16 protein-coding genes and 1 pseudogene are annotated in these 25,448 nt (G+C 57.3%); 2 read left to right on the top strand and 15 right to left on the bottom strand.

The features are described 5' to 3' along the window. Positions 1 to 891: 891 nt before the first annotated feature. Positions 892 to 1,281, bottom strand: coding sequence for a hypothetical protein (locus A5906_RS42195; protein WP_136615749.1), 390 nt, complete (start codon positions 1,279 to 1,281; stop codon positions 892 to 894). Between the two features lie 61 nt (positions 1,282 to 1,342). Here A5906_RS42195 and A5906_RS36650 point away from each other — a divergent pair, with 61 nt between their 5' ends. After that, positions 1,343 to 2,707, top strand: a complete 1,365-nt coding sequence (locus tag A5906_RS36650; RefSeq protein WP_245327103.1) for a preATP grasp domain-containing protein — start codon at positions 1,343 to 1,345, stop codon at positions 2,705 to 2,707. Positions 2,708 to 3,068: 361 nt separating this feature from the next. Next, positions 3,069 to 4,139 carry a cytochrome-c peroxidase gene (locus tag A5906_RS36645; protein ID WP_080140020.1) on the top strand — a complete coding sequence of 357 codons (1,071 nt, stop codon included), beginning with the start codon at positions 3,069 to 3,071 and terminating at the stop codon, positions 4,137 to 4,139. 883 nt (positions 4,140 to 5,022) lie between these two features. On the opposite strand, the gene A5906_RS36640 is transcribed toward A5906_RS36645, so the two are convergent. The 14 genes and pseudogenes from A5906_RS36640 to nodC all read right to left on the bottom strand — a co-directional run bounded on the left by A5906_RS36640 (position 5,023) and on the right by nodC (position 25,445). Beyond that, positions 5,023 to 5,700, bottom strand: a complete 678-nt coding sequence (locus tag A5906_RS36640; protein WP_080140019.1) for a 2OG-Fe(II) oxygenase — start codon at positions 5,698 to 5,700, stop codon at positions 5,023 to 5,025. Continuing rightward, positions 5,685 to 6,908 carry a GFA family protein gene (locus A5906_RS36635; protein ID WP_080140018.1) on the bottom strand — a complete coding sequence of 408 codons (1,224 nt, stop codon included), beginning with the start codon at positions 6,906 to 6,908 and terminating at the stop codon, positions 5,685 to 5,687. Before A5906_RS36635 ends, A5906_RS36640 begins: the two co-directional genes overlap by 16 nt. A 1,004-nt stretch (positions 6,909 to 7,912) precedes the next feature. Then, entirely contained in the window at positions 7,913 to 8,779 is an 867-nt protein-coding gene (locus A5906_RS36625) for an electron transfer flavoprotein subunit beta/FixA family protein (RefSeq protein ID WP_080140017.1), read from the bottom strand. A gap of 145 nt (positions 8,780 to 8,924) precedes the next feature. Then, a pseudogene (locus tag A5906_RS36620) lies at positions 8,925 to 9,043 on the bottom strand (IS5/IS1182 family transposase); the annotation flags it as partial. A gap of 536 nt (positions 9,044 to 9,579) precedes the next feature. Next, complete coding sequence (locus A5906_RS36615; RefSeq protein ID WP_080140016.1) at positions 9,580 to 11,727, bottom strand: prolyl oligopeptidase family serine peptidase; 2,148 nt, start codon at positions 11,725 to 11,727, stop codon at positions 9,580 to 9,582. A gap of 1,059 nt (positions 11,728 to 12,786) precedes the next feature. Beyond that, positions 12,787 to 14,598, bottom strand: a complete 1,812-nt coding sequence (gene nifA / locus A5906_RS36605) for a nif-specific transcriptional activator NifA (RefSeq protein WP_080140015.1) — start codon at positions 14,596 to 14,598, stop codon at positions 12,787 to 12,789. A gap of 186 nt (positions 14,599 to 14,784) precedes the next feature. Further along, the gene (locus A5906_RS36600; RefSeq protein WP_080140014.1) at positions 14,785 to 15,621 is read right to left on the bottom strand and encodes an SDR family NAD(P)-dependent oxidoreductase; all 837 of its coding nucleotides are present in this window, start codon (positions 15,619 to 15,621) and stop codon (positions 14,785 to 14,787) included. A 748-nt stretch (positions 15,622 to 16,369) separates the two neighbouring features. Further along, positions 16,370 to 17,482, bottom strand: a complete 1,113-nt coding sequence (locus A5906_RS36595; protein WP_080140013.1) for a nodulation protein NodZ — start codon at positions 17,480 to 17,482, stop codon at positions 16,370 to 16,372. Positions 17,483 to 17,648: 166 nt separating this feature from the next. After that, positions 17,649 to 19,676, bottom strand: a complete 2,028-nt coding sequence (locus A5906_RS36590) for a carbamoyltransferase family protein (RefSeq protein WP_080140034.1) — start codon at positions 19,674 to 19,676, stop codon at positions 17,649 to 17,651. Positions 19,677 to 19,996: 320 nt separating this feature from the next. Further along, the gene (locus A5906_RS36580) at positions 19,997 to 20,785 is read right to left on the bottom strand and encodes an ABC transporter permease (RefSeq protein WP_080140012.1); all 789 of its coding nucleotides are present in this window, start codon (positions 20,783 to 20,785) and stop codon (positions 19,997 to 19,999) included. A 3-nt stretch (positions 20,786 to 20,788) separates the two neighbouring features. Continuing rightward, entirely contained in the window at positions 20,789 to 21,709 is a 921-nt protein-coding gene (gene nodI / locus A5906_RS36575; RefSeq protein ID WP_136615747.1) for a nodulation factor ABC transporter ATP-binding protein NodI, read from the bottom strand. A 1-nt stretch (position 21,710) separates the two neighbouring features. Continuing rightward, positions 21,711 to 23,420 carry a nodulation protein NodU gene (gene nodU, locus A5906_RS36570; protein WP_080140011.1) on the bottom strand — a complete coding sequence of 570 codons (1,710 nt, stop codon included), beginning with the start codon at positions 23,418 to 23,420 and terminating at the stop codon, positions 21,711 to 21,713. 13 nt (positions 23,421 to 23,433) lie between these two features. Further along, complete coding sequence (gene nodS / locus A5906_RS36565) at positions 23,434 to 24,063, bottom strand: nodulation methyltransferase NodS (RefSeq protein WP_080140032.1); 630 nt, start codon at positions 24,061 to 24,063, stop codon at positions 23,434 to 23,436. A gap of 11 nt (positions 24,064 to 24,074) precedes the next feature. Continuing rightward, a complete protein-coding gene (gene nodC / locus A5906_RS36560; RefSeq protein WP_080140010.1) occupies positions 24,075 to 25,445 on the bottom strand; it encodes a chitooligosaccharide synthase NodC in 1,371 nt (456 codons plus the stop codon). Positions 25,446 to 25,448: the final 3 nt, after the last annotated feature.

The raw sequence follows: 25,448 nt of genomic DNA, 5'->3' as shown, positions 1-25,448 counted from the left end.
CTTTTCGCAGGCGCCAAAAGTTTTGCGCCAGCTTGGGCGGGGTGAGATAAGCGGTGCGGAGAGAGGGCTATCCGAGCGGCGAGCCGTCGATGGTGATGGCCCGCGTACGCTCTGCAACTCTAAATTTGGTCAAAAGTCAGCAACCGAGACGCCCGTTGGAAGACGCCGCCTGCACATTCGGCGGCTCGCTCCTCAAAGGGGCCAAGAACCACAACTGCGCCGCCCTTCAGGGCAAGCGTTGAATGCTCGCGACACCAGCCCCCGGCGGCCCCTCTTTGGGTAGCATGAGCTTGGTCATGTTGTCATCGGCCGCCAAAACGGGCTTGAATCTGACGTAACGTTAGATCGTAGGCTCTTGAGGGTGGCACCTATCTGGGGTGTGAAGGACTTCGAATGCCTCAGCTGGTCAAATCCACGGCCCGATGGCCGGTCATGCTCCTCATCCCCGATGGTCCGTAGGTGGGGAGGCTTGAAGCAAGTCCGATTGCGGCGCTATGGCTCGTACATCACTTTGACGGGTTCGGCATTCCTCGAACCGGACGATGTGGCTGTCGGGACAGCACCGCCAGAGAGCCGATGAGGTCTGAATTGATCGACGTAAGATTCTATCCACCTAGGGTGGGGCTACTTCCTGAAGCTGTGGCAAGTGTCTCTTCTGGCGCAACACCGCGCAAAGATCAGTTCGCCGAACCGGCTATCTTCAAACTTCGTTCCGGTGGCAAACAAGGCAACTCGATTGCGCAAAGGTGTGACAGATGGCGGGCCTGCGCAGTTTTACGAAGAGCCTGACCTGCACGTAGAACTTGGGGTAACCAGCGCGGCATCGGAAGATATTGTGTGGCATTCTGGAGCAGCAAGTTGACCGACCCCGACGGCGTTAAGAAGGTTCTGTTAATTGACCATACTGAAGGCCAGTGCCGTTGCATCATCGGCTTCAAACATGGCGATACCAAAGAGGCCTTTATGTGCGGCGAACCATTGGCCGCTGCGACCGTGGGCCCGGATCGAGCCGGAAGCGATGATCGCACATATTTGGTCACAGCCCGTTCCAGGGGCCGCGCGAAACCGTTTCACGCGAAAACTACCCAACCCCGCGCTGGGCAACATCCGGCATTTTTGCCGAACGGGATCGACACGGGACGAACCCGAAGGAGCTATCAATTGAGCCCGGCAGGACGGAGACGGGCCGTTCAATCCCATTACATCGCAGGTCGAGACGGCGCAAAAGCAGGCCTCTCTTAGGGCCTCACGACGGCGCGGCATGGCCATGATGGTTGCCATGACGGTCACAGTCTGATCACGTCCAGATGCTCGGAGCTCGCGAATGCCGCGGATCCTAATTATGAACGCCGGTACGCCTCAGATGTCGGGCGCCGATTTAACAAACGCTCAACTTTCGCTGGCGGCCAACTCGGCATACCGTTCAGCGTGGTTTGCTCAGGCGGGCGACCTGATAGTCTCGCCGGTAGTTATCCCGGCGGATTTACTATCCTTCATTGGCGCGACGCTCGATTTCGACCCATCGAGTCTTTGCCTGGTCGTACCTGAAGCGAGTCGCCAATCGGCGATCCTCGATGATTGCACGTTGCTGTCTAAGACTGTTGTCGAGCGAATCAAAAGACATATTCGTCGGAAATCCGCCTGGGGAATGTATCCCTGCTACTCTACTGAAGGCGTAGCACGCCTTGCGGCCATACTCGGCATACCGAAGACGGGCGACGACTTCGCTCTGCAGCGCGGGCCTGATCTGCTGAATCGCAAGAGCCACTTCCGTCAATTGGCAACAAGCGTCGCACTTCCGCTCCCTCATGGATCCGTAGCGACAGACCCAAATGGACTGTTCAGAGCCGTCAGTTCCCTCAGATCCGAGACCGGCAGGGTCATTGTAAAGTTGGACAATGGAGCTGGGGGTGTCGGAAATGTTATCTTGACCAGCAAAAAAAGCGATCCGCTACCTGGAGCCAGAGATACTCGGTTGATTTCGTGGCGGTCGTTTGATCCCGACGCGCTTTGGTCTGAGATGACGACAAGCTCGTGTAACACGATTGTCGTGGAATCTTACCACTTGGCCCGATCTTTGTTTTATCTCGAATATGCAATCCGGGACGATGCATCAATCGTTTTTATCAACAGTGGAAACATACGTTTGCGTAAAAGCACAGACCGATCCGAAAGATCTCTGATCTGGACAGGGCTTGAGCTTCCAAGCGACCTGGAGAACGAGCAATGGTTGACTGCGCAGGCGCATGCCTATCGATTTGTGGCACTAGCGCGAGACCTGGGATATCGCGGAATGATCAACATCGACGCCATTTTCGGAATAGACGGACGGTTGCTGTTCAATGAAGCGAACGGCCGCTGGGGTGGCGGCTCAGTGTTACACAACATTGCCGTCCGGCTGCTAGGTCTTGACTATTCCGGTTGCAACGTCGTTTTATCCGTAAGAAATGTGCCATCACCATCCTTTCAAGCAGCGCATGATCGTTTAGTGAAAGGAGGTTTTCTGTTCGACCGCACACGTAAGGAGGGCGTGATCCCACTTGCCGCGGACGAAAAGGCTGGCACTGTGGAGTGCGTTGTAATTGCGCCCGATAGGCCCACGGCCCACGATAAGCAACACCGGCTACTGAGGTCTCAACGATCACATCTTCAACCGCTCAGTTCACGGCCCCGCGCTAAAGCAGCGCTTCCTCGAGCCCCGAAATGAAAGGAGACAACCTAGGAGCAAAGAGGTTCGGTGCGGCGGGTGACCTGGCCTGGCTGCAGGCGCCGGATAGAGCGGGGGCTCTATGATGCTAAACGGCGCATCCTGATCGTGACTTTGCGCAAGCGATAGCTCGGCAGCTATTCCTAGTCTGCGATGTGACCTAATCGGGCGGCTTAGATCTTGAGCTTCACTGGCACGGCGGTTGCTTACTAACAGGGCGGCGGATGTGAGCCAGGTGCAGCCTAGCCGCATTCCGAAGGATTGCCATTCGTCTTTGGCTGACCTGCAGACGGGCAGGGTCGCGCGGTCCTCGCCGCGCCATGTTTGTGATCGATGCAAGTCGACAAATACTGAGGTGTACATGAGTGAGTCAGCGGTACGAGGCCTGAACAGGACAGGCAAGTCATCTCTCCTGGCTGCCGGAATTCTGGCTTCGTCGGCAGCAAGCGCCAATGATGATTTGCTGATCACAGCGAGGCAGATTTTCAATCCGATCCCCTCGATGGCCCCTGCGGTCAAGGATAACCCTATCACCGAAGAAAAGGTCATACTCGGCAAAACCCTGTTCTTCGATCCAAGGCTATCGGCTAGCCAGGTCATTAGCTGCAACACATGCCATAACCTCGGGACCGGCGGAGTAGACGCCGGCCCGACGTCGGTTGGTCATCGCTGGCAGCTGGGTTCGCGTCGTGCGCCAACAGTCTATAACGCAGTCTTCAATGTGGCGCAGTTCTGGGATGGTCGCGCGGCAGACCTTAAGGCGCAGGCCAGTGGCCCCGTCCAGGCCAGCATCGAGATGAATGCGACGCCCGCTCGAGTGCTCGACACACTGAATTCAATGACCGGTTACGTCGTTATGTTCGGTAAGGCATTCCCCAAGGATGCAAGGCCTATCACTTTCGACAATTTCGCAAAGGCGATCGAAGCCTTCGAGGCGACCTTGATCACGCCTGGCGCCCCTTTCGACCGGTACCTCAAGGGCGATGCGTACGCTCTCAGTGATCAACAGAAGTCAGGATTAAAGCTGTTCATCGACAAGGGATGCGCCTCTTGCCACAGCGGTATGAACGTCGGTGGACAGGATTACTTTCCGTTCGGTGTGGTGGAAAGGCCAGCCGCAAGCCTGCTACCGAGCGACGACAAGGGCCGTTTCGCCGTCACCAAGGCGCCCGGCGACGAATATGTTTTCCGCTCTGCGCCTCTTCGCAACGTCGCATTGCGCCCCCCCTATTTCCACTCGGGTCAAGTTTGGGACCTCAAACAAGCGGTCGGCGTCATGAGTGAGGTTCAACTAGGCGTAAAGCTTGATGATAGGGAAAAAGATGACATCGTCGCGTTTCTGAATTCACTCACTGGCCAACTGCCTAAGATTGATTATCCGATATTGCCCACACGTACCGACAAAACGCCAAAGCCGTCTGTGGATAAATAGGTTCCTCACCGTAGCCCATAAATGACTACTCGCTATCGGAGAACTGGGCATTCGCGAGCGGAGTTTACCTGTGGGATCGGCGCTTCCACTAGCCGATATAGCAGGTGCCCAAGCTGATTTTGTTCGGAAGTGAAGCCCCGACCGTCCTACCACCGCCGGATGACCGAAAGACAATAAAGTTTTTTCAAGGGTATTATCGATTGGGATCGTGCCGGCTGCTGACCTGGAACAGCACGGGCTGGAGTAGCGCCAGCGCATCACCGGGTTTTGGATACACCAGGGTCCAAATGTCTGCGTTGAAGCTGGTCGGCATGATTGGAGGTAAAGGACCTCTCATCGGTCGCCTTGACAGCGGTAAACGGCCAGGTGAGTCGAGGCTGACGACCATCTCAGCGTCGAGAGAGCACAATAGTCACTCTCAGCTCCGTCCCAGGTCAACGGAATATCCTGCAAGCTGTCTTGGCTGCGAAGATATTGTAGTTTCTGATGTGGCCAGCCATTTGCCGTCAGGTGATACCGCTTGTCTCGTCCAGATCGTTCTCTGTCGGAGGCGCTTCGCCGTAGGAACTCTACCGAGAGCTGCCCGGGGTTGTCGATAACCTGTCAACAACGGAGCTTCCTACGCCTAGCGCGGGTACACCATCGCCAGCGCCGATACGCCTCCCGATTCCACGCAGCGACGAAGATGATCATAATCGGAGCGAGCTTTGCTCCGATGATACGTGGTGGCCTCTACAAGCAGCAATGTTAGCTATGGCGTCCGACCGGCATTGTCGGCAGACTTCGCTAAGGAAGTCTGACCACAAGATGGGCAACCAATCAAATTCCGCTTGAGAGCCCGTCGCCACCCGACTCGTTCGAGGACCATTTCAGCCACACCACCTCATAGACCAGCGGTAGAACTTTCGATGATCCGGCGGTTCGCGCCGCCGCGTTTTGAACAAAAGAAGACGAGGGATCGGCGCTCCCCTCTCGAAACCGGCTTTACCTCGTGCCGGACCTTACATGTAGTGACAAGAACGGCACCAAACGGCGGTCGGAATACGTGCTGTTCGTACTTGGTTGGATACACCACGAATTCCCCCCCATCGAAATCTCGCGCGAGCTGCACAATCACCGAATAGTCGAAATCCGGATCACTCGCCGCGTCCAGATGGATGCCGACAAAGCACCCAGGTGGCATACGATGCATTTGGCATCGGCGAACAACGTAATCTGTCGATGCTCCGAAGATCTTCTTTAGCGCGAAGCTGCGGTCTCTACTTTCCAGTAGCCCCATGAGCTGCCGTGAGGCTGTACCACTCACGTTGCTAGGCGCGCGCCCGGGCGGGTCTACCCTCACCCGTTTGACAAAGACGCTGTGCAAGTCGCCGGCATCTCCCTCGCGCACTTGTTCTTCGGGAATCTGTGCCTGCAGCTGATCGATCTTAGCCAAGTCGTCCTGGGTGAACAATATCTGGGGGTCGATCACGACCGTCCCCTTGACTAACAGCTCTATGCGGTACTTTGTCAGAACTTCTTCTGAAAGAAGACGGGATTTATCATTCATTGAGCGCGCCATTCGAGCTCACTCCTTTGATCTTCGAAGCATGACTCCGGGTCCTGGTGCATTGACGCGAATGCTTGCTCCCAATGCTCGCCGTTGAACTCAGTTATTCTTATGCGCTCGATCGTCCTTCTATCCAGACATCGAATATTTATGCTGAACCCGGAGGGGTTCGACCTCGGCCTATAGAATGGCTTTACGCCACAAAGCCGGCAAAACGTGTGCCGAGCAATGTTCTTGTTGAACTGGTACGTAGTGAGGAACTCTTCACCGCACTCGATGCGCAGCTTATCGCCGGGTACGAGCAAGTGGACGAATCCAGACATTTGACAAATTGAGCAATTGCATCGAACTGCCGATAGCTCTCGCGGTGCACTAACGTCGAACTTGATAGAGCCACAATGACAACGGCCGTGATGTTGGACCTCGGATGGATCATCTCCCGTGCATGCGGCCATTCCGCGCAGATCGCGGCACCACTGGACGCTGAGCCGATAGGCTCGATCAAACTCATCCAAAAAGCGATCACTATGGCCAGGCTGCACGAGTTCATCAATCAGCCGGCCTGTCATTTCTCCGTGGTACTTCTCCGCGGGATCTTCTCCGCCGACATGGCCGCGAAAATACTCAAGATCGTCGGGCCGCGCTTTGAAGGTTTTTACCACGGTGGTCCACAGTGACTGGATCATATCAGCAGCATGGAGTTCAAAAGCGACCATGTGGGCGCAACGAACTAGGGAGTCTTTCGATGACAATCCGGCATAGAGAAAATGGAGGTACTGCTTCGTCCTGTCGCTATAGTTGGGCAGTATTGCTCTGCCGAGTAGTTGCGAGGCATCCTTTCTCAAGAGGTTGGAGTGAAAATTTTCTGTCAAAAGAATATCGGGTAGCGCCGCCTTGCCGCCCTGGAGAATCCGGCCATGGCCACCGGTCTCATCCCAGCAGATAAAATTCGCGACTACGCTGGTCAGTTCAATGTCCCTCGCAAGATCCTGATTTTGATGCATTGCGTCGAATATGAGGTCCCTTTGTGATGCTGCCTGCAGGTACGGGAACGCCTGCGACATCGCCAGGTATTCAGGCAGCAGGCTGGCGACCTGATCGTCGGACATCTGCGAGGCGAACGGATGCGGGCCGAAGAGGGCTCGCGCATGCTCAGTCAAATACTCGCAGGATATCTTTGGAGGTTGATCCGGTGCAAATCGAGACGCTTGAGATTTCATTTGACCCTGCAGATGAGAAGCGAACCGGTCCTTGACGAAGCACCTTCGTATCCGGGCCCATTAACCGCCCTGAGTTCATTGGCTTCGAAGGGCCTATGATTGCGTTCACCTTTCGCGCGAAGTTTCGTAGTTTGCTTAGCGTGGCAGTGGCATGCTCTGTCCTGCTCAGGCGCATCGAAGGGAAGGCGTTCATTGATGGCCCGGCGAGGATCCGGTTGGATTCCGGTCCACAAGCAGTCCGATGCCGCAATGCCAGCCACGGCCAGCATGCGCGTGGAGAAAAGTCGAGTTCGTACCTACCGAGCTCATAGGCCTCCGCTCCCTGCTGGCATGTCGCTCGCTCGCCGGCACAAAGGATCTCAAAAAGACCCTCGCCCGTTCTTCACGTTCGCGATTACCACCTCTAAGTTCTTACTGGCTCGCAGCAATCATCATGCCAACTCTTGAATTCGCTCCGCGAGATTCCGAAACAGTTGGTATTACGGTCGTGACCTCTCCTCATTGCAAGTGCATGGCACTTGAGAGGCTGCGCACCGACGTCAGGAACCAAACAGCGAACGGCCAGCAGCCGTTCACATCCGTACAGGGCTGCTGAATTGCGGACATTGCCTCAAAGACGCCGCATAGACTGGCTTTGCGCTCTAAAGCCGGCGAGAGCGCCTTGGGCATGCAGACGGCAGCGCCAATATGGTGACTAGGGTCGCTGACGTATTCCGTCCTCGCTCGTGACTGTTACGGGCGAAGCAATGGCTTTCCACGCCGCCGAACACGACCGAAGGATCTGGAATATGCGCAAGCCCGTTTGGCCGTAACCCAACAATCCCGGGCGACTGCGGGCATCGATCGTAGCCATAACGTGGCCTACGGAACATGCGGCCCCAACTGATCGCGAGATCGACGGATGCCATAGCAAACTCTATTGGTAGCTGGCCGAGATGCGTAACTACCTGTTGCGCGCTCATCGACACGGGCGCGGCGTTGATACATTCCCTGGGCCGTATTTGCTAACATTGCCTGGACTCTCCAGATCGAGCGTCACGAGCAAGTGCCGCAAGATCGGTTTCGAGCTTCGGTTGATGCGAGAAAATTGCGTCTATTAACGCCTGCGCCGGTTGCTCGGCGGACTCAACCAGCGCCGCCCTCTCGGCCCGCGCAGAAGGAGCGAACACTCGCTTGACGACAGTCGGCGAGCCCTTGAGCCCGCATTTGGAAATGTCTTCGACACCGGCATCTTGCGCGCTCCATTTTACGATTTGGGCACGCGCGGCTCGCAATGCATCCGCCATCGCGCCGCGCCGAATCTGATTCGTCGCCTCAAGCATGGTGATGAGGCAGGGCAATCTGGTATGCAAAACCTGCACCCCACCTTCCGAGCGTCGCTCCGCTTCAATTGTTTGATTGGCGACGTCCAAGGATCTGACCTTCGCAACGTAAGTTAGCTGCCCAACGCCCAGTCTCTTTGCGATGCCGGGACCCACCTGCGCAGTATCGCCGTCGATGGTCTGCTTTCCAGTGAAGATGAGGTTTGTCGGGCCATATTCCTTACCAATTTTCCGGATCGCTGTTGCAAGTGCATACGTTGTGGCCAGCGTATCGGAGCCCGCAAAGCAGCGATCGGTGAGTAGGACGGCGCGATCAGCACCATAAGTGAGCGCTTTTCGTAGGGATTCCTCTGCCGATGGCGGTCCCATGGTAAGGACGGTAACTTCGCCGCCGAACCGATCGCGCAGCTCCAGCGCGGCCTCGAGCGCGAAGAGGTCATATGGGTTGATGATGGTCGGCACTCCCTGGCGCATGATTGTATTCGTCACGGGGTGCACGCGGATCTGCGCCGAGTCCGGAACTTGTTTGATGCAGACGACATTGTGCACGGTGTTGCTCCTAAAGTTGCGCCAACCCGCGAAGAGAACAGCAAGTGTTGTACCATCGCGGAGTCATTGGCCCCAACTCGCTGTCCAAACGGCTTAACCCCCCGGGGATGCGCCGCTCTAGGGTCTCAGATCCAATATCGATTAAATAGGCTGTGATGGCGGCGAGGTGGACAGTAGCCAAGAATTCCTGGCCAGTTTGTCGTATCGAGTTGCGACACGCCTGAAATCCTTGTGCCGGCAGAAACAGCGCTCGATAACGTTGCAACTTTTGGAGGCACGCTTGCTGAAGTGTGGTTACCCTGTTGGATTTGGAATGACGGGCTTTGTGCCGCGATTGACGATTTCGGCACAAAAGCCGTCGCCGCCGTTCGCCCTTGAGGGTAAACATCGGCTGCGCGCGTTCCAAGTGGGCCGGCCCAGCAGCAATATCTACGGCCTGCCCTGGCTTTATCTGAGCCCACTGCTTGTGGTTGAGCCAGAACAGCCTTTGCACATCGAAGTCCCCCCGCCGAATCAACTCGGTGCGAGGGAATCGGAGTCGCTAATTAGGTACAGACCCTAGGAGGCGCCGGCCGAACGATGGCTCATTACCGGCACCGCTTTTCAAGGCGCTAGTCGGCATGCGGGGTCTGTGGCTAATTAGCGACTTCCCTTGCAATGCGCTGCCTGGATATCAAAAGTTCTCCATTCGGCCGCCACTTTGCCTCCACTGAGAGGATCTCAAAGCTGCCGAGGGCTGCACGAGTTGATGTAAGTCCGCTGATGAAGCTAAATTACTGATGATCTGATCGTGCTCCACTTCACCCATCAGGACAAAGCCGACGATGTGCATAGATGTACATGAGCGCCTGCTGGCGAGCAAATTCGACAAGAGTGGCGGGCCCATGTCCGCCCTTGAAATCTTCATAGTAGAAATATGACTGGCCAAGCGCACGTAGCCTTGCGGCTGCCTTGCGGCCGTGCGCTGGATGCACGACGTCGTCGTTAGTCGCGCTGAGAATGAACGGAGCCGGATAAGTTCTGCCTCGCACCAGCTTCTGATAGGGCGAGTAACGCTGGATCCATTTGCGTTGGTCGGGAATGGCGGGATCGCCATATTCATCCGTCCAGAGCGCGCCCACTGGCAGCTTGGTGAACCGAAGCATGTCGAACAAGGGTACCTGTGCGATCGCTGCATTGAAGAGGTCGGGGCGCCGGGTCAGCGCGGCTCCGACAAGCAGGCCTCCTTGGCTGCCGCCGACTACTCCCAGCCGACGCGGACTTGTGACCTTCCGCCTGATCAGGTCCTCCGCAACTGCGATGAAGTCCTCCCATGTGCGCTGCTTCGATGCTCCCTGGGCAGCCTCGTGCCAGTGCGGCCCTAGCCCGCCGCCGCCGCGCAGGTTCGCTACGACATATGCGTTGCCCTCTTCGAGCCAGAGTCGTCCCATGACCCCATCATAAGACGGCAGGAGGGCATGCCCAAAGCCGCCATAGCCGTAGAGAAGAGTAGGAATTGAACCGTCGAATTTAGCGTTCTGGGGCCGCACCAAAAAGTAAGGAATACGCGTTCCGTCGCGCGAGGTCGCCTCGAGTTGCTCAACGACATGCCTAGACGCGTTGAAGCTCTCACGCGCGACCTTCAAGGGTTCAAGGTGTTCGGTCTCGGCGTCAAAGTACCAGAGTGACGTCGGCTTGAGGTAGTTGGAGACGGCGAACACTACTTGATCGGAAGTATCGGAAGCGGTTAACAGGCTGACATTCGCATTCTCTGGAAGTGGGATCGACGTGACCCGCCAAATGCCGCGGTCGTACCTGTAGGTGAATGCCTTGCCCTGAAGATTGTCGAGGACTGTGAGTATCAACAAGCTCTTGCTGATGAGGTACCGGCTGAGCTCCTGTCGAGGCCCGGGCTGAAAGACGAGCGAGGGCCTGGCATGCAGCGGATCCCGCTTCCATTCTGCCAAATCATACGAGATTATTGAGCCGGCCCTGAAGCCGGCGCCGCCGAACGGCGCCCAATCTTCGTCAGGGTCTTTATCAAGTTTAATGAGCAGGCGGCCACCGGTGATGCCGCCGATCTCCGCGCGCTTGGGCAGACGGAGCTTGATTGGTCCCTTGGGCCCCCGGAGTATATACTCCCGCTCGTGGCGGCTAGTGACTCGTATGGCGCCGGTCGCATGGACCGCGCCCTCACTGTCTCGCAGCACGAACGGCTCAACCCTATAATCGGTCCGTTCGCCGCGAAACACCTCGCGTGCTTGCGCGAGCGGCTGAGAGCGCTTGACCTCCTTCAAGACGAAGGGATGACCGGCACGTGTCATGGTCCCCTTGCCCCAATCTCGCGCAACCAGAATAGTGTCGCGGTCTACCCAGTCGACATCCTGCTTTCCCTCAGGAAGATTGAAGCCGGTTTTGACGAAGGCCTTCGTATCTTGGTCAAATTCGCGTACAAATGCAGCTTCCTTTTTGCCATCGAAAAGTTTGACCAAGCACAGCCGCTCTTCGGGCGGTAGGCATCTGGTGTCTGTGTGGGTAAAAACCCAATTCTTTTTCTCCTTCGCAGCTAACGCGTCCACGTCTAGAATAGTTTCCCATTGCGGCTCCTCGGTGCGATAGCTATCAAGCGTGGTACGACGCCAGATGCCGCGCACGTGCTTCTCGTCTCGGGTGAAATTGTCTAGGCCGCGCCATCCCAAGGAAACCTTCGGGATGTCGTCTTGGGCCTTCGCGATGGTGAGCGCGTCCTGGCGAAAGCGCTCATAGCGCCAATCCGATTGTAGCGTCACTAGTGTCTTACGGGTCTCTTTGCGAGCCCACCTCAATGCGCGCGGCGCCTTCCTCTTCTCAAGCCAAAGAAAAGGGTCACCTGCCGGCAGGCTGGCCTCTAAGGTATGGGGAAACGCCGAGGAGAACAGGCAAGTCGTGGAGATTGATGCGGCGAGGAGGAGCGACTTATTTAGGGGCATGTCCTAGACTGGTCAGCCGGCCACGTTTTTTGCGAACTGGACGGAAACTAAGAAGGGGCTGGACTCTCGTCTCAAAGAGTCGCATGGGAGATCGCATCTGCGAATTGCCTGAATTCTGCAAGAGGCGGGCCAATCAAAGCAGATGGAATCTCCAGTCGCCCGAGGCCGAGAAGCACCTGAACTTCGTTTCAAGCACGACAATCTCACCAACGTTGTCGGTATCGTCTCAAAAACGGTAGTCCCCGCGCGGGCTCCGCGTCCCCTCCAAGATATACTCTCCTACTTCTCATATCGGCTTTGGAACGCAAAACGCTCCTATCTATCTGCAGCAGACCCTCAAAGTACTTGAACCGCATCCCCATAGCAGGATCGAAGACCTCATGCCGTGGCGATTCCGCAAAACGTTACGCCAGAGTCATAAGGATCAAACGAGATGAACGAAGCCCCGCCCGGATACGGCAAGGGCGCTGTAGTCGCAGCCGGCGAGCGCTTCAAAGATCGCCTGCAATGTCCGCGCTTCGCCAGCGATTGAAACGATTGTAGCTCGTCGTGTACGGACTATAGTCGGGCGGGCAATCGCCCCAGCTGCGCGCCGCATTGGAGCATGTAAAGATACCGCTGATAAGATGTCGATATCATCCCACGCCGGGCCAGGCTGGTTCGTGGGCAGATGCGGCTTTATCTGAGCCCACCGCTTGTCGTTGAGCCAGAATAGCCCTTTGCGTATCGAAGTCTCCCGCGCCGAATCAGATCGGTACGAAAGTATCAGAATTCGCCAATTAGCGACGGACCCTAGAGCCCCTCTTCCTGACGAGCGGATGCCGACACAAGTCGGGCCTCCGACGGCGCTGTTCCGCAGGGTATGCCAGCCGAGTGACGCAAGATCTGCTCGCGGGATGACTGCAGCTAATCACCGACGGGCATCGGACCGATTGAGGCCAGACAAGCATTGCCGCTCATTAGTGCGGGGGCACCCACTCCCCCAGATTGGGTAGATTGCCTGTCGGGATCGTCTTCAGCTATCTACTTGGCAGTAGCAGTTCCCGCCGATGCGGTCGTTCAGAACCGCTTTATCTCGATTCCGTATTTCCTCAGTGCGTAGCCGATTTGGCGCGGGGTTAGTCCGAGCAGGCGCGCTGCCTTGGCTTGCACCCAGCCGGATTTTTCCATGGCCGCAATGACCCGCTCGCGATCGGCCATCTTAGCACCGCTAACGAGAACTGTGCCAGGAGGCATCGTTGAGGTCAGTCCGCAGGCAGACTGCACCGGCGGGGCCGCTTCACCCAGCGGAGTAATGGACTGTGCGGTCGTCGGTGCCGGCTGGCCTGTCCTGTCGTCCGATGTGCTCTTCCACAGCCTCTTGGAATGGCATTGGTCCTGGTAGCATGCAAAGTCACTTCTCACAATCGATGATCCCGCACACAGCGTCGCTGTCCGCTCGATGCAGTTTTCGAGTTCGCGGACATTTCCCGGAAAGCCACAGTTCATCAGTACCTCGATCGCACTCGCCTCAAGGGTGAGCGTACGGCCGTTCTCGTTGTTGAACTTTCTGAGGAACTCGCCGGCGAGCAGCGGAATATCGCTGCGTCTTTCGCGCAGAGGCGGCAACAGCAAGGGGACTACGCTAATGCGATAGTAGAGGTCCGCGCGAAACTCGCTCCTTGCCACGGCCTCTTCAAGGTTCTTGTTGGTCGCAGCTATAACTCGAACATCGACCTTAATCGTCTGGTTGCTGCCGACGCGCTCGAACTCCTGCTCCTGCAGAACGCGCAGCAACTTCGCTTGGAACGGAGCTGAGATCTCCCCGATTTCGTCAAGAAATAGCGTTCCTTTGTCGGCAAGTTCGAAGCGCCCCTTCCGCGAGCTGACCGCACCGGTAAAGGCGCCTTTCTCATGGCCAAATAATTCAGATTCCAGGACCGTCTCAGGGAGCGCCGCGCAATTCAGCTTGACGAACGGTCGCTTAGCGCGGGACGACGATTCGTGAATGGCCTTGGCGACGAGCTCTTTCCCGGTACCGGATTCGCCACGCAACAGAACCCTGCTGTTCGATTTGGCTACTACCGCAATCTTCTCGAGGAGCCCGCTCAACGCCGGGCTGTCGCCAATGATCCCGTGGGCGTGAAGCTTCTTGCGCTCGCGAGCGGGTCGCCCAAGCTCACACATCTGCTTCTGCAGCCGGTCTTTCTCCGCTAACAGTCGTTCGCGATCGGAGGCGAACAAGCGATGTAACTGCACTGTTTGTCCCACCAGGTTGGCGACCATGGCGAGCAGCCGCGCATCGTAATCGAGCCGGAGACTTGAACTGTCGTCCTGGACACGATCTATCGTCAGCGTACCAACGACCCTCGGATCAATGCGAATCGGAACCCCGATAAACGATACCGGCATATTATCGGAGGCGCCGAGCACCTCCCGGTCGGCGGCGCTGAAGGCGGGCTCGGCGGCTACGTTCTCGAGGACAAGAGGCCTGCCTGTCGCAACGATCTGGTCGATTGCTTTCTGCGGCAGGCAGCTCCGGTAACGTTCGTCACTGCCTTCGCTCCAGCCGGAGCCAACTGTCATTTCTGGCATGCCGTCATCGTTGAACAGTGAGACGATGCCGTGTCGCATCTGCACAAACGATTGCAGAAGATCAACAACGTTGGCCAGGGTGACTTCGAGCCGACCAGGAGCGCTGAGTATTTTCGATATTTCGAAGATGCCGGTCAGCGCGCTCTCATGCGACGGCTCGACTGAGGGCTTACGCTCCGGCTCCGGTTGCGAGGCAGGTCTATCGCTCGAGGAGGGAATATGCAGCATGAGCCTGTCTCCGTTGTCTTGATCATCCTCCATGGAGCCATGTTGGGATTGGCGAGCTTCGTTCTGCATGTCACTCTCGATCTAGCGCCAAGTGTTGACGAGATGACATCGATCCGTGACACCTTTTCATGGCACGACAGTAACCTTGCAGCGTGCCCTCGTTTCATTTTTTGTTGATTGTATGTGCGTCGTCAGCGGAGCACATAAGTGCTATTGCTGCAGCCCAAGTCAGCCGCCGACACCGAGCCGCCCGTTTCACAGATGCTGCCCACCATTGATCGGCACCTCGGCACCCGTGACATAGCTCGCCGCATCCGAGCACAGGAAGAAGATGACCTTGGCCACTTCATCCGGGGTTCCCACTCTGCGCAGCGGGATACTTGACACGAGGCGGGCTTCCGTCTCGGGCGATAACATGTCGGTCTTGATTTCGCCGGGCGCGATCGCATTTACGCGAATGCCATGCGGCGCATAATCATGGGCCAGTTCGCGTGTGAGGCTCGCGAGCGCAGCTTTCGAGGTCGCATAGGCGCTACCGGCGAATGGGTGCACCCGCGAGCCGGCGATTGAAGTCACGTTCACAATCGATCCTGACGCTGCTCTCAGCTCATCAAACAAACCCTGCGCCAGCAGGATTGGAGCCACCAGATTAAGATGAAACACCCTCATCCAGGTCTCGGTTGACGTGGTCAACGACGTCATCCGATCGCCAGTGGGCGTTTTCGGCGAGACACCGGCATTATTCACAAGCGCATGTAAGGGCGCACCCGCCAAGCGTTTCTTGACCTCGGTGATCGCACGCGGCAGCATTCGATGATTGCTGAGGTCGATCTGGAAATGATCGTCATTCCCAGCCTTCCAAGGGCATCGCTCGCCGTCGAACGGTTGGCGCGCGCAAGAAATGATGCGCCAGCCTGCCTCCGAGAACAGCTTGGCGGTGGCATGGCCAATTCCGCGCGATGACCCGGTGAGCAACATCGCCTTCGGTTCTCCACGATCAACCCGCGCTTTATCGGCGTGCACGAGGCGCCGCAAAAGTGCTTCGGGCATCGGGCGTCCGTTCAGATTGTCATTTGGCAGACCGAGACCCACGGCCGCCTCCTCTACTGTTGCTCCCGCGCACACGTAGCAGGATTTGCGCCACTGCGATGCACGAAAATCCGCGCGCGTTTCGCGTCCTAATGTCGCGCACGCGGAGTGCTTGGCGGGTTCAAGACAGCGGCGCGTTTGTTTTGTGACAGCGATGGCGCATCAGCTACGTAACATCGCGGGCACACAACACTTGCCTTCTCCAAGACAGGGTCCCGAGCCGCGCACGCATTCTTGATTGCATAACGGGATGCGCCTGCGGCTGGCCAGCGCCTCTCGTCGAACTCAACGCTCGCTGGGGATAGCGGCCACGGCCAGTAGCCACGCAAACTCGAAAACTGACGTTACCAGCCTCGCACGTCAGATTCGTTAGTAGCCGCCTGATTTATCGCGCACTGCACTGCGCTGCTTCCGAGCAGCACTGGAATATCGCGGAGCAGGTTGATTCCGGACCACGAGCCGGCGTGCTGATATGTTCATCCGCGGCCGACCACGGCTTGGCTTCGATTTCTGGGCCGCCCGAAGAAGACGACGACGTGTTCCATCGGTTAACGCCGCGACGGCACCTTAGGGCCACTGTTGTCGACGCCGCGCTTGAGCGGAAGGCATTCGGCCGCCGCATCGTTCTGTTCTCTGGTTGAAGTTCGCGGCAGAGGCGTCACGTTGGGCAGACAATTGCAGCCCGAAAAGAACTCTCAGTACGTTTGAATGTAAAGAGTGGCGATCAGATCGAACAAGCGCCCTACGACATTCATGAAGCCACGAATTCTTGCGAGTCTTGTTCAATCAGGATCAACCGGCTGGGATCGTTCAAATCGAATTCTATAACCCGAGGGACGAAAAGACGCGCATAGCGCGTGAAGGCGCTTGTCGGGGGAAAACGGATCACGGTGTCGCAGCGCGCAAGGAGATACATCTCGGTGAGGGCAGAAAAGCCACCCTCGGCTCCGAAGGAAGGGTTGTGCAATGGGCCGGCTTGGGGCGCCTGGAACTGTTTCGGGATCGCGAAAACATCAGAGAAGATAGCGGAAACCTGCTCAAGGACGACCGCGCTGTCCGTGCACAGGAACGCCCTTACAGGCCTTGCATGGGCTAAACCCCTGGCCTTATCGATGGCATTACAGACCTGTCGCAAGGCGCGCTCCGCGTCCGCCCAGTAGGGAGCATGCCCCATAATATCTTCGCCGTTGCCATGCCGGACGTGAATGCCAATCACACTGTACGGCTCGAAGTGCTCGCGGTAGATAGTATCAATCCGAGCTTGAATTTCGGGTCGCGGCTTGATGCTCCGGAAGATTTCTCGCTCCGCCTCCTGATCGCAGCGCCACATCAGGCAGGCATCACACACAACCGTATTAGCGTCGCTATCTCTCTGACTTTGGAACAGTTGATCGAGTTGGTCGCGTTCCCTGAAAATCTGCTCGTCCGGGCGATAGACGCAATCAATAGATGGCTTGTTCCACCATGCCGGGAAGAATGGTGCCGGAAACGACCGTTCGTTGATGTCGTCATCGCAAATTACCGGCACGCCGCCAATGTCTTCAACCGGTTCGAAGAAGATTGGGAAGGCATTGGTGAATGGTTCATCAAGATAACACGATCCCCGCCAATCAATGGCTAGCGTCCGTCCTGTCTGCTTTGCAAAACGCCAGGCTGACGCCAGTGACCACAGACAGTCGCCAAAGCCCGTACGTCGCCGGGACACTACGAACCGCTCATTGCTCGAACCGTTAACCATCTGCCTTGCCTTTTCGCGCGCTCCTGGTTGGACAAGAGAAGTCAATACGGACATCTCGGGTATCTTCTCGCCCGACGTCAGGGTCTGCAATCGCAGTACCGGCGAGCTGCGTCGGTAGAACTTCATAGCAGGGCTATCCGTGATGGGCCGTGTTCTCTCAATACGATCCGCCCTTTCTTCAGCGGTGTTGCATCGTTCTGCCCGAAGTCCGATGCCCAATGCCCCGCTCTGCATCGGCCGGCCTGGTCCCCTCAGATGCACGCATGTGCGTGGCGATGCTCATGAGTCACAGCTATGTTCCGCTTTGCGCTTTATTGTGACCGCAAACCGCGCGCAGCGGACGCAGACGAACGCCCCGAAGCTCCCATACGAGCCGCAATTCCTTCACAAGATCTTCACGCTTGGCCTGGTCCAGCAGGCCTGTGTCGAAAAGCGACCCTAGCGACGCCTCGCCCTCGATTCGCATCAAGATCTCGAAAAGCTCAGGTGAGATACGCATACTAGAGTGGGTGGAATGTCCCGTGCGGATCTCGCAGACCGTTTCCTGACGATCTGGCGCTGTGTGGGAGCGAACACGATGAAGGGATGCATACGGCGGCAATGACGCGCCCAGCACACTCCAATCCTGCAGTGATGCTGGCCGCTTCCTGACGAGGAACGGCCCAACAACAAGTCCGTCCAGATCAGTCGTCAAGAACGTGGTGATCGCATCTGACACGGACTGCACGATTGGCTCGGCATTGTTGTTAAATGAGGTATTTAGAAGTATCGGAATGCCCGTTCGCTTCTTGAACGCATTAATGACATCCCAGTAGGCGGGGTTTGTCTTGCGCGATACGGTCTGCAGCCGAGCCGTCCCATCAACGTGCGTGATCGCACCGAGCACGTTACGCTTGGCTTCACGCACACGAACCACGAAGTTCATGAAGGGGAGCTGCCGCGTGCCGTCGGGGAGCTCAAAGAACTCGCTCGCATCCTCCTCTAGTACAGATGGCGCAAAGGGGCGATAGCCCTCGCGCTTCTTGACCATCGCGTTGATGCGGTCCTTGTTTTCCGCAGGCCGCGGGTCCGCTAGAATGCTGCGGTTACCCAGCGCACGTGGGCCGAACTCCGAGCGACCCTGAACCCAGCCGATCACAGCGCCATTTGCCATCCAGTCTGCCGCACTGGATGCTATGTCATCACTTCGTCGAATGTCGAGGTGGCCTGACCATGAGTTGAGCTCAAGCTCCACGGCTTGCTCGTTCCCGAGATCGGGTCCCCAATAAACGTCCGGCAGTCGCTCGCGCGGCGCTGGCCTGCCTAACTCGCTTGATACCATTAATGCAGCGCCGAGTGCGCAACCGGCGTCGTGCGCCGCGGGTTGAACAAAGATGTCGTCAAATAGCCCCGAATAAAGCAGCTTACCGTTCAGCGTGCAATTATGGGCAACCCCGCCAGCTAGGCACAAGCGTGTCATGCCCGTCGCTTCACGATGGTGCCGCAGGATGTGAAACACGATCCGCTCCAACGCTTCCTGCAGGGACGCGCTGACATCTCGATGCTGTTGGGTGAACGGCATTCCCTTTCGCCGAACCTGGATGTTGCGCACCAAGGCCTGTCCGATTCGATCCAGGTGAACGCGATAGCCACCGCAGTCCAACAACTCGTAGAACTGCGCGAAGAGCTCGCGATAGCGATCGGCATCACCATACGGTGCAAGGCCCATCACTTTGTATTCGTCGAACATCCCGTAGCCGAGATATCGGATCGTTTCGAGGTAGAACAGCCCCAGGGAGTTATGTTCCGGGAAACTTACAAGCTGCGCAATTTCGGTGCCAGACCCTACCGCCATTAAGCCTGAGAGAAAATCGCCTCCGCCGTCGATCGCAAAGACCAGACTTTGCTCGAACCCGGACATGGCAAACGCGCTCATGGCATGTGCTTCGTGGTGATTCACGAAGGAAAACCGGGACGGATCGATCTCGGCCCCGAACTCCCGTGCCAACAGTTGCCGCAGCAACAGTTTGGCGTCCAACGGAACGGGCTGAGAAACAGAAAGGCGCTCGAGCATGGTTTTGCAGTAAGCTTCAGTCGCGTAGAACGCGATACGGTCGATGTCGCTGAGCTCGACTCCTGCGGTAGAGAGGCAGTATCGGATCGAATTGCTGGGGAACTTGTTGGAGTGCTTCACCCGGTTGAGGCGCTCCTCTTCGACCGCAGCAATTACGCGGCCGTCCTGCACCAGTACAGCAGCACCATCGTGAAGAAATGTATTCGGCAGCTCCCGAGACCTTTCATAGATTCTGTCAAGGCCGCCACTTAGTCCTAGGCACAACATCCCGTTCTCCATTGATCATGACGGCAAGGCCATGCCGTCCCACCGATCTCATCTGTACAGTCGCGCGTAGCCGGTGCGCGGGCCAGACAGCACAACACGACTTTGCAAGGTCCGTCTCGGCGCCTAGCGACAGGCGCTCAGAAATAAGAGTGCGGGCGCCCGACACCGATCGGCCGAACAAGCGGCTGTAGAGCTGGCTCGATCGCGGCGTCTCAAGGCCGTTGCAGAAGCTGCTGTGACAGACCAGGTCACTCGCGAGCTCCCGCGGACGCATCATGACATTGCATCGCTTTGACTTTCTCCGTTTCGCTGAACTCTCGTCAACGCAGCAGGCGGCGCCGAAATAACGCTGTCGACGCGAAAAAGGGCAGGACCGCGTAAACGCAGAGAGCACCTACGTGCATGGCGGTACTGTCGGCGCCGCGCTCAAGCATCACTGGGCGAATAAGGTCGACCGAATGTGCAAGCGGCAACCAGCCGGCAAAGTGCTGAAATGAGTCGGGCAGTTGGCTCGTCGGAAAGACCGCGCCACACAAAAACACCATGGGCGTAAGGACGAGTGACTGGTAAAACACGAAGTAGTCGTAAGTTGGCGCAAGAGATATGACGACCATTGCCAGGCTGGCGAAGACAAGGCCCGTAAGAGCGACTGTCGGTACCGCACAAAGAACCGACGTCCAGGATGCATAACCGAGGGTCGCAGCGACAATCCCGATTGCGGCCCCGGCTAGAACGGATTTACTGGCCGCCCACACCAACTCACCTAGAACGATATCGCCAAGCGTGAGCTGCGTGAACAAAATTCCCTCCCAGGTGCGCTTGACATCCATCCGAGCAAAGGCTGCATATAGGGTTTCAAAGGTCGCGGATGTCATCGCGCTGACCGCGACCATACCCGCCGCCAAAAACGCAATGTACGAAGTTCCCTCAACCCGTCCCACAATGAGTCCGAGGCCAAAGCCAAGGCCAAACAGATTGGTTATGGGATCTGCGAGGTTGCCGAGAAGCGATGCAAGCGCGACTTTCCTCCATGCCAGGTAATTTCGACGCCATACCGCGGTCCAATTGTACGCATTAGCCGGCATGACCGACGCATAACCATCATTCATCGCTCATTTCTCCATCTCGCGCCCGGTCAACCGCAAAAACACGTCTTCGAGATTCGGGGGACGCTGTAGAACGCGAAGGTCCGCTCGCCCGCGAAGGTGCAGGCTGACTTGCTCCGGATATCGCGCGTAACAAAACAGCGTCTCTCCACTCACTTCGACGTGCCGCGCATAAGGCGTGATCAGCTCTCGAAGCTGATTTAGATCGCCGCCATAGATCTCGATCACGTTGCAGCCGATATGCTCGTCGATCAAAGCGTCTGGCTTGCCTTCGGCGATTTTGCATCCACTCTCAAGCACGCATAGCCGATCGCAAAGGCGTTCGGCCTCTTCCATGAAGTGAGTGGTCAAGAGGATCGTCTTGCCGCGCGCAAGCAGGGCCCGCAGGCGTTCCCAAATCAGGTGACGAGCATGCGGATCCAGCCCAGTCGTCGGCTCGTCCATCACGAGTAGGTGTGGATCATTGATCAGGGCGCGCGCCAGCGTCAGCCGCCGCTTCATGCCACCGGACAACAGGGAGACGCGCACGTCCGCTTTGCTTTCAAGGCGCGCAAACTCAAGCAACGATGGCACAACCGCTTCGATCTTGCGAGCGCTCATGCCGAAATAGCGGCCAAACACCAGCAGATTCTCTCGCACGGTGAACTCGAGTTCAAGATTATCGAACTGCGGCACCACCCCGACGCGCACACGCGCCGCACGAGCGCGGGAAGGCACAGGCTCATCGAGGACCGTAATCTTGCCTCGATCAGGCGAAATCAAGCCGAGAAGCATGCGCGCAATCGTACTTTTGCCAGCGCCATTTGGCCCAAGCAGACCGAAGCATTCTCCGCGCGCAACCGAGAACGACAGGTCATTGACGATAACCTTGTCCCCAAATGACTTTCTCACGCCGACAAGGTCGATCGCCACATTGGACATGTTCATATTAGGCTGACAGAAGTCGTTCCGTGGACGATGGCTTCTTGATGACCGTTTTGCTCCAGAGCATGCCCTCGCACCAAACATGCTCGACGCACCCCCATTGGCATGCCGCCGCAGCGTCCGGAAAGAACCCCCGTCCGTGCAGGTTGGCGCTCGTGTTGCAGAGCAGCGGAATGCCGGTGAGTTGCTCAAATTCGACGAGAAGCGCAGCAATTTTATGGGGAGAGTTGCGGGAAATTGTCTGCAGCCGCGCCGAGCCGTCAAGATGGATCACCGCAGGGATCTTGTCCCGCCAATTCGCCCGGGTCTGGTGATCGAACAGCATGTAAGGATCCGGCGTACCTGGGCTGAAGATCTCCGGCGCCCGATCCTCCAGACAGATCGGCGCTACCGGTCGGAACTGCTCGCGACGCTTGATGTCGTTGAGATGATCTTTCATTGCCGCGCACGTTGGGGATGCAAGAATGCTTCTGCCCCCAAGGGCCCGCGGCCCAAGCTCGGCGCGCCCGGAAAGAAAGATGATGGGCTTATTCTCGGCAAGAACCGACGCAAGTTCACTCAGACTGCAAGGTGCGGCCTCCCAGTCGGGCGGAAGCTCGCTCTCCTGCAGGGCCGGACCACTGTAGACTGACCATTCCAACGGCCCGAAGCCAACTTGCGCTGCCGCAGCACCGCACGCTGCACCGATTGCCGAGCCGCTGTCATTCGGAAACGGGGGCACCCAGACGTCATCGAACAATCCCGTCGCACGAAGCGCGCTATTCCATTTGATATTGAGACCGCAACCTCCGGCGACACAGAGATTTCGCGCTCCCGGAAGCGACGAGTGTCGCAGCAGAACCATCGCGATTTGCTCAACGAGAAGACGTTCCAGAAACACATGAAACGACGCAAGGACATCCTCCCCTCGCTTGGCCGTCAGGCGCAATGCGCTTGCCTCGAAGAAGTCGTGTATAGCTGCAAGAGACGATTCCGCATTGTTGATATCGGCGCGGTAGCGACGAGCCTGCTCCGTGTCAGCCGCCAAGCGCGTTTCATAAAGTTCCTGGAATACTTCCACGATGCTTTCGTCAACGGAGCCGAGCGCGATGTAAGCCATCAGCTTGCCAGCGATGCCGAGATCCCAATTGGAACGGTTCGGTTGCCTGTATGGCCCGAAGTGAAGGCCCGCGGCAGCATAGGCGTGGCCAATCATTGGAAATAGCGATTCGATAAGCCGCGCTCCCCGGGGTTCGACATAGTAGAGACGTGGAAAGATACAGCCGTCCCAAACCAGACAGAACGCGGGTTTCCCTGCGCTGGCGAAGGGACTGGTGCTGTATGCTGACGCGACGTGGCCTGTGACATGCGGATAGCTCTTATATGTAAACTCCTTGCCGCCAAGGATGAGCCCAACGCCGTCGACGGAATCAAGGAGCCCCTCAGCATGGCGCTCGACATATGGCGCGCCTTTTAGCACTATCGGCATAGCTCCGCTTAGGACCTGGAACTGCGACTCCATCTCCCCGTCCCAGCCGTCAATGACGAACTGATCGATATCCCGCGGATCCAGGCCATGCTCCGCTAAGGCGAGCACGACTGCATCGAGATTGTCGACGGACTGATAGCGTGGACTGTTGCCGCGCTTCTCTTGCTCGACGCAGAAAAGAAGCCGCCCGTCCTCGACGACAGCAATTGCACCGTCATGCGTTAACTTGATGCCGCAGATTCGCATATGCCCTCCTGGCCTAGTGACCGCCGTTTGACTGTTCTGACGCGTGAGCCGGTTTCCGAAACCGGACGATCAAGCAGTCTTCGTTTGCCGACTCGGTGTGGCAGTGTTGACGCTCGACCTCCGACAGGCTCTCACTGAAGAGAGCGATCACCGTTTCGGCACCGGCAGCATGACCCCAACGTTGACATGTAGCATCACGCGCGGACCCGAAAACCAGAATCCCATTTGGCGCAAGCATGCTCACCAGGTTCCGGATAGCCGCCTGCATCTCGACAATGCCCTTGAGGTAGTAGAGAACCTCGGCTACGACAATCAAATCGAACTGCTCAGTGGTCGAGAACCGCTGAATGTCGCAGGTCACCCAACAAATATGTGACCACTGACTGGTTCGTCGTCGCGCTCGCTCGATGGCCTGCGGCATGACATCCACAACGGTAAGTCGCTCGCATAGCGCAGCCAGCATGTTCGTGAATGCGCCGGCTGCACATCCTACTTCGAGCGCAGACGCAGCCTCTCCGTTGCAACGTGACATCCGGAGCATTTGCGCGTATCGCTCCTGCTCGAACGAACTACTGTCGAGGCGCCATGGGTCGTCGACCGCCAACTCTCGCTCTAATAGCTGATGGTTTTGGTCCAGAGTCATGAGCCGACCACTCATTTGCAGGCAGTTGAACGATCGCGACCGGAAACACTCTCCGACGCCGCCATACTCAATGGAGGGTGCGATGACCCCGCCTTACAAATCCGCCCCGTTCCTCCTGTTGTTGCGGCGCTTCGTCCGGCGTTCGGGCGCAAGATGACACACTGCTTTTCTTCTTCCGGCACGTTGGCGACCTTGCGCGATAGCCAATCGCTGTTGCTTAATGTAAAAAGCGCATAGGCCTTCAAGGGCAGCAAGAGGAAGATATTGATCGGCGTGTGGAGCGAGAAACCGAGAAATCGCAATTCGCGCGCACGAAGCGCTGCCACACTGCATCGGACCATAGTCATTGCTGCAATCGTCAATCCCGTCCACCAGGGTATAGAGCCGCCGATTAGGAGCTGTGCCAGCGCAGCAAGTGACGAAAGGGCGAGAAGAAGCGGGCCGAGATTTTGCCCGATAACGTCTAGCGTCAGATAGCCGTCGAGCTCTGGGAGCAGGCGCAATGCAAGAAACGTATCTCGAAAGGTACTGCGCGCCCAACGGAGCTGTTGACGCAGATATGGTCCAAGGCTGTGCGGGACGACTGTTGCTGCGATCGCGTCCGGGACGTATTCAGTTCGAAAGCCCGCCTTGAGCATGAGTATCGTTAGGTGGCGGTCCTCGCCGAAATCGCTGGGCTTTCCACGAAAAAATTGCGTTTCGTATTGATCAAGAAGCAAGTCGAGCGCGGAACGACGATACATGGCACATGGGCCGCAGCAACACATGACGGCACCGAAACGAGCTTGCGCCGCGCGCTCCTCGTTGCACGCTAACCAGTATTCCATGTCGATCAGCCTGGTCAGCCAGGTCTGGCTGCGATTGCTTGCTATCAGCTGCCCCATGGCCGCCCCGACCTCCGGATCATGCATCTTGAACACAAGCTTCGTGACAACGTCAGGAGCAAGTATCGTGTCAGAGTCGACGTTGAGGACGAGGTCCCCAGATGAGCTGCGTATTGCAGCTATCTGCGCCTTGCGCTTGCCGACGTTCTTTGCCAGCAAGATGATACTGAACCTCGTATCGTTCTCATATATCTTGTGTATTGGCGCGACCACGTCGCGATTTGCAGATCCGTCATCGACGACAAAGACCTGCAGCTGTCCGGTGTAGTCTTGACTCGCAAGCGACGCCAGACAGTCCGCGAGCGTGTTCGGATCCTCGTTAAAGCACGGTACAATGACGTCCACACTGGGAAGAATACACTCGGATTGTCCCAGGTTGTCCGGCTGCGATGAATTGGTCGCCGGCTGTGCATAAAGCGCTTGCGCGCTCTTATAGATGGTCGAGAGCAGCGCGTACGTTGAAACGGCGGCAGCACTGGTTGTGGCGAGCAGATCCATAGG

The sequence above is a fragment of the Bradyrhizobium sacchari genome (assembly GCF_002068095.1).
Classification (GTDB): domain Bacteria; phylum Pseudomonadota; class Alphaproteobacteria; order Rhizobiales; family Xanthobacteraceae; genus Bradyrhizobium; species Bradyrhizobium sacchari.
The sequence above is the reverse complement of the archived record's forward strand: the minus strand, read 5'-3'. Positions and strand labels throughout refer to the sequence as shown.

Excerpts from the sequence above, each read along its gene's own strand:
- A5906_RS42195 (WP_136615749.1), bottom strand. The coding sequence starts at position 1,281 with ATGGCAACCATCATGGCCATGCCGCGCCGTCGTGAGGCCCTAAGAGAG.
- A5906_RS36650 (WP_245327103.1), top strand. The coding sequence starts at position 1,343 with ATGAACGCCGGTACGCCTCAGATGTCGGGCGCCGATTTAACAAACGCT.
- A5906_RS36645 (WP_080140020.1), top strand. The coding sequence starts at position 3,069 with ATGAGTGAGTCAGCGGTACGAGGCCTGAACAGGACAGGCAAGTCATCT.
- A5906_RS36640 (WP_080140019.1), bottom strand. The coding sequence starts at position 5,700 with ATGGCGCGCTCAATGAATGATAAATCCCGTCTTCTTTCAGAAGAAGTT.
- A5906_RS36635 (WP_080140018.1), bottom strand. The coding sequence starts at position 6,908 with ATGAAATCTCAAGCGTCTCGATTTGCACCGGATCAACCTCCAAAGATA.
- A5906_RS36615 (WP_080140016.1), bottom strand. The coding sequence starts at position 11,727 with ATGCCCCTAAATAAGTCGCTCCTCCTCGCCGCATCAATCTCCACGACT.
- nifA (WP_080140015.1), bottom strand. The coding sequence starts at position 14,598 with ATGCAGAACGAAGCTCGCCAATCCCAACATGGCTCCATGGAGGATGAT.
- A5906_RS36595 (WP_080140013.1), bottom strand. The coding sequence starts at position 17,482 with ATGAAGTTCTACCGACGCAGCTCGCCGGTACTGCGATTGCAGACCCTG.
- A5906_RS36590 (WP_080140034.1), bottom strand. The coding sequence starts at position 19,676 with ATGTTGTGCCTAGGACTAAGTGGCGGCCTTGACAGAATCTATGAAAGG.
- A5906_RS36580 (WP_080140012.1), bottom strand. The coding sequence starts at position 20,785 with ATGAATGATGGTTATGCGTCGGTCATGCCGGCTAATGCGTACAATTGG.
- nodI (WP_136615747.1), bottom strand. The coding sequence starts at position 21,709 with ATGAACATGTCCAATGTGGCGATCGACCTTGTCGGCGTGAGAAAGTCA.
- nodU (WP_080140011.1), bottom strand. The coding sequence starts at position 23,420 with ATGCGAATCTGCGGCATCAAGTTAACGCATGACGGTGCAATTGCTGTC.
- nodS (WP_080140032.1), bottom strand. The coding sequence starts at position 24,063 with ATGACTCTGGACCAAAACCATCAGCTATTAGAGCGAGAGTTGGCGGTC.
- nodC (WP_080140010.1), bottom strand. The coding sequence starts at position 25,445 with ATGGATCTGCTCGCCACAACCAGTGCTGCCGCCGTTTCAACGTACGCG.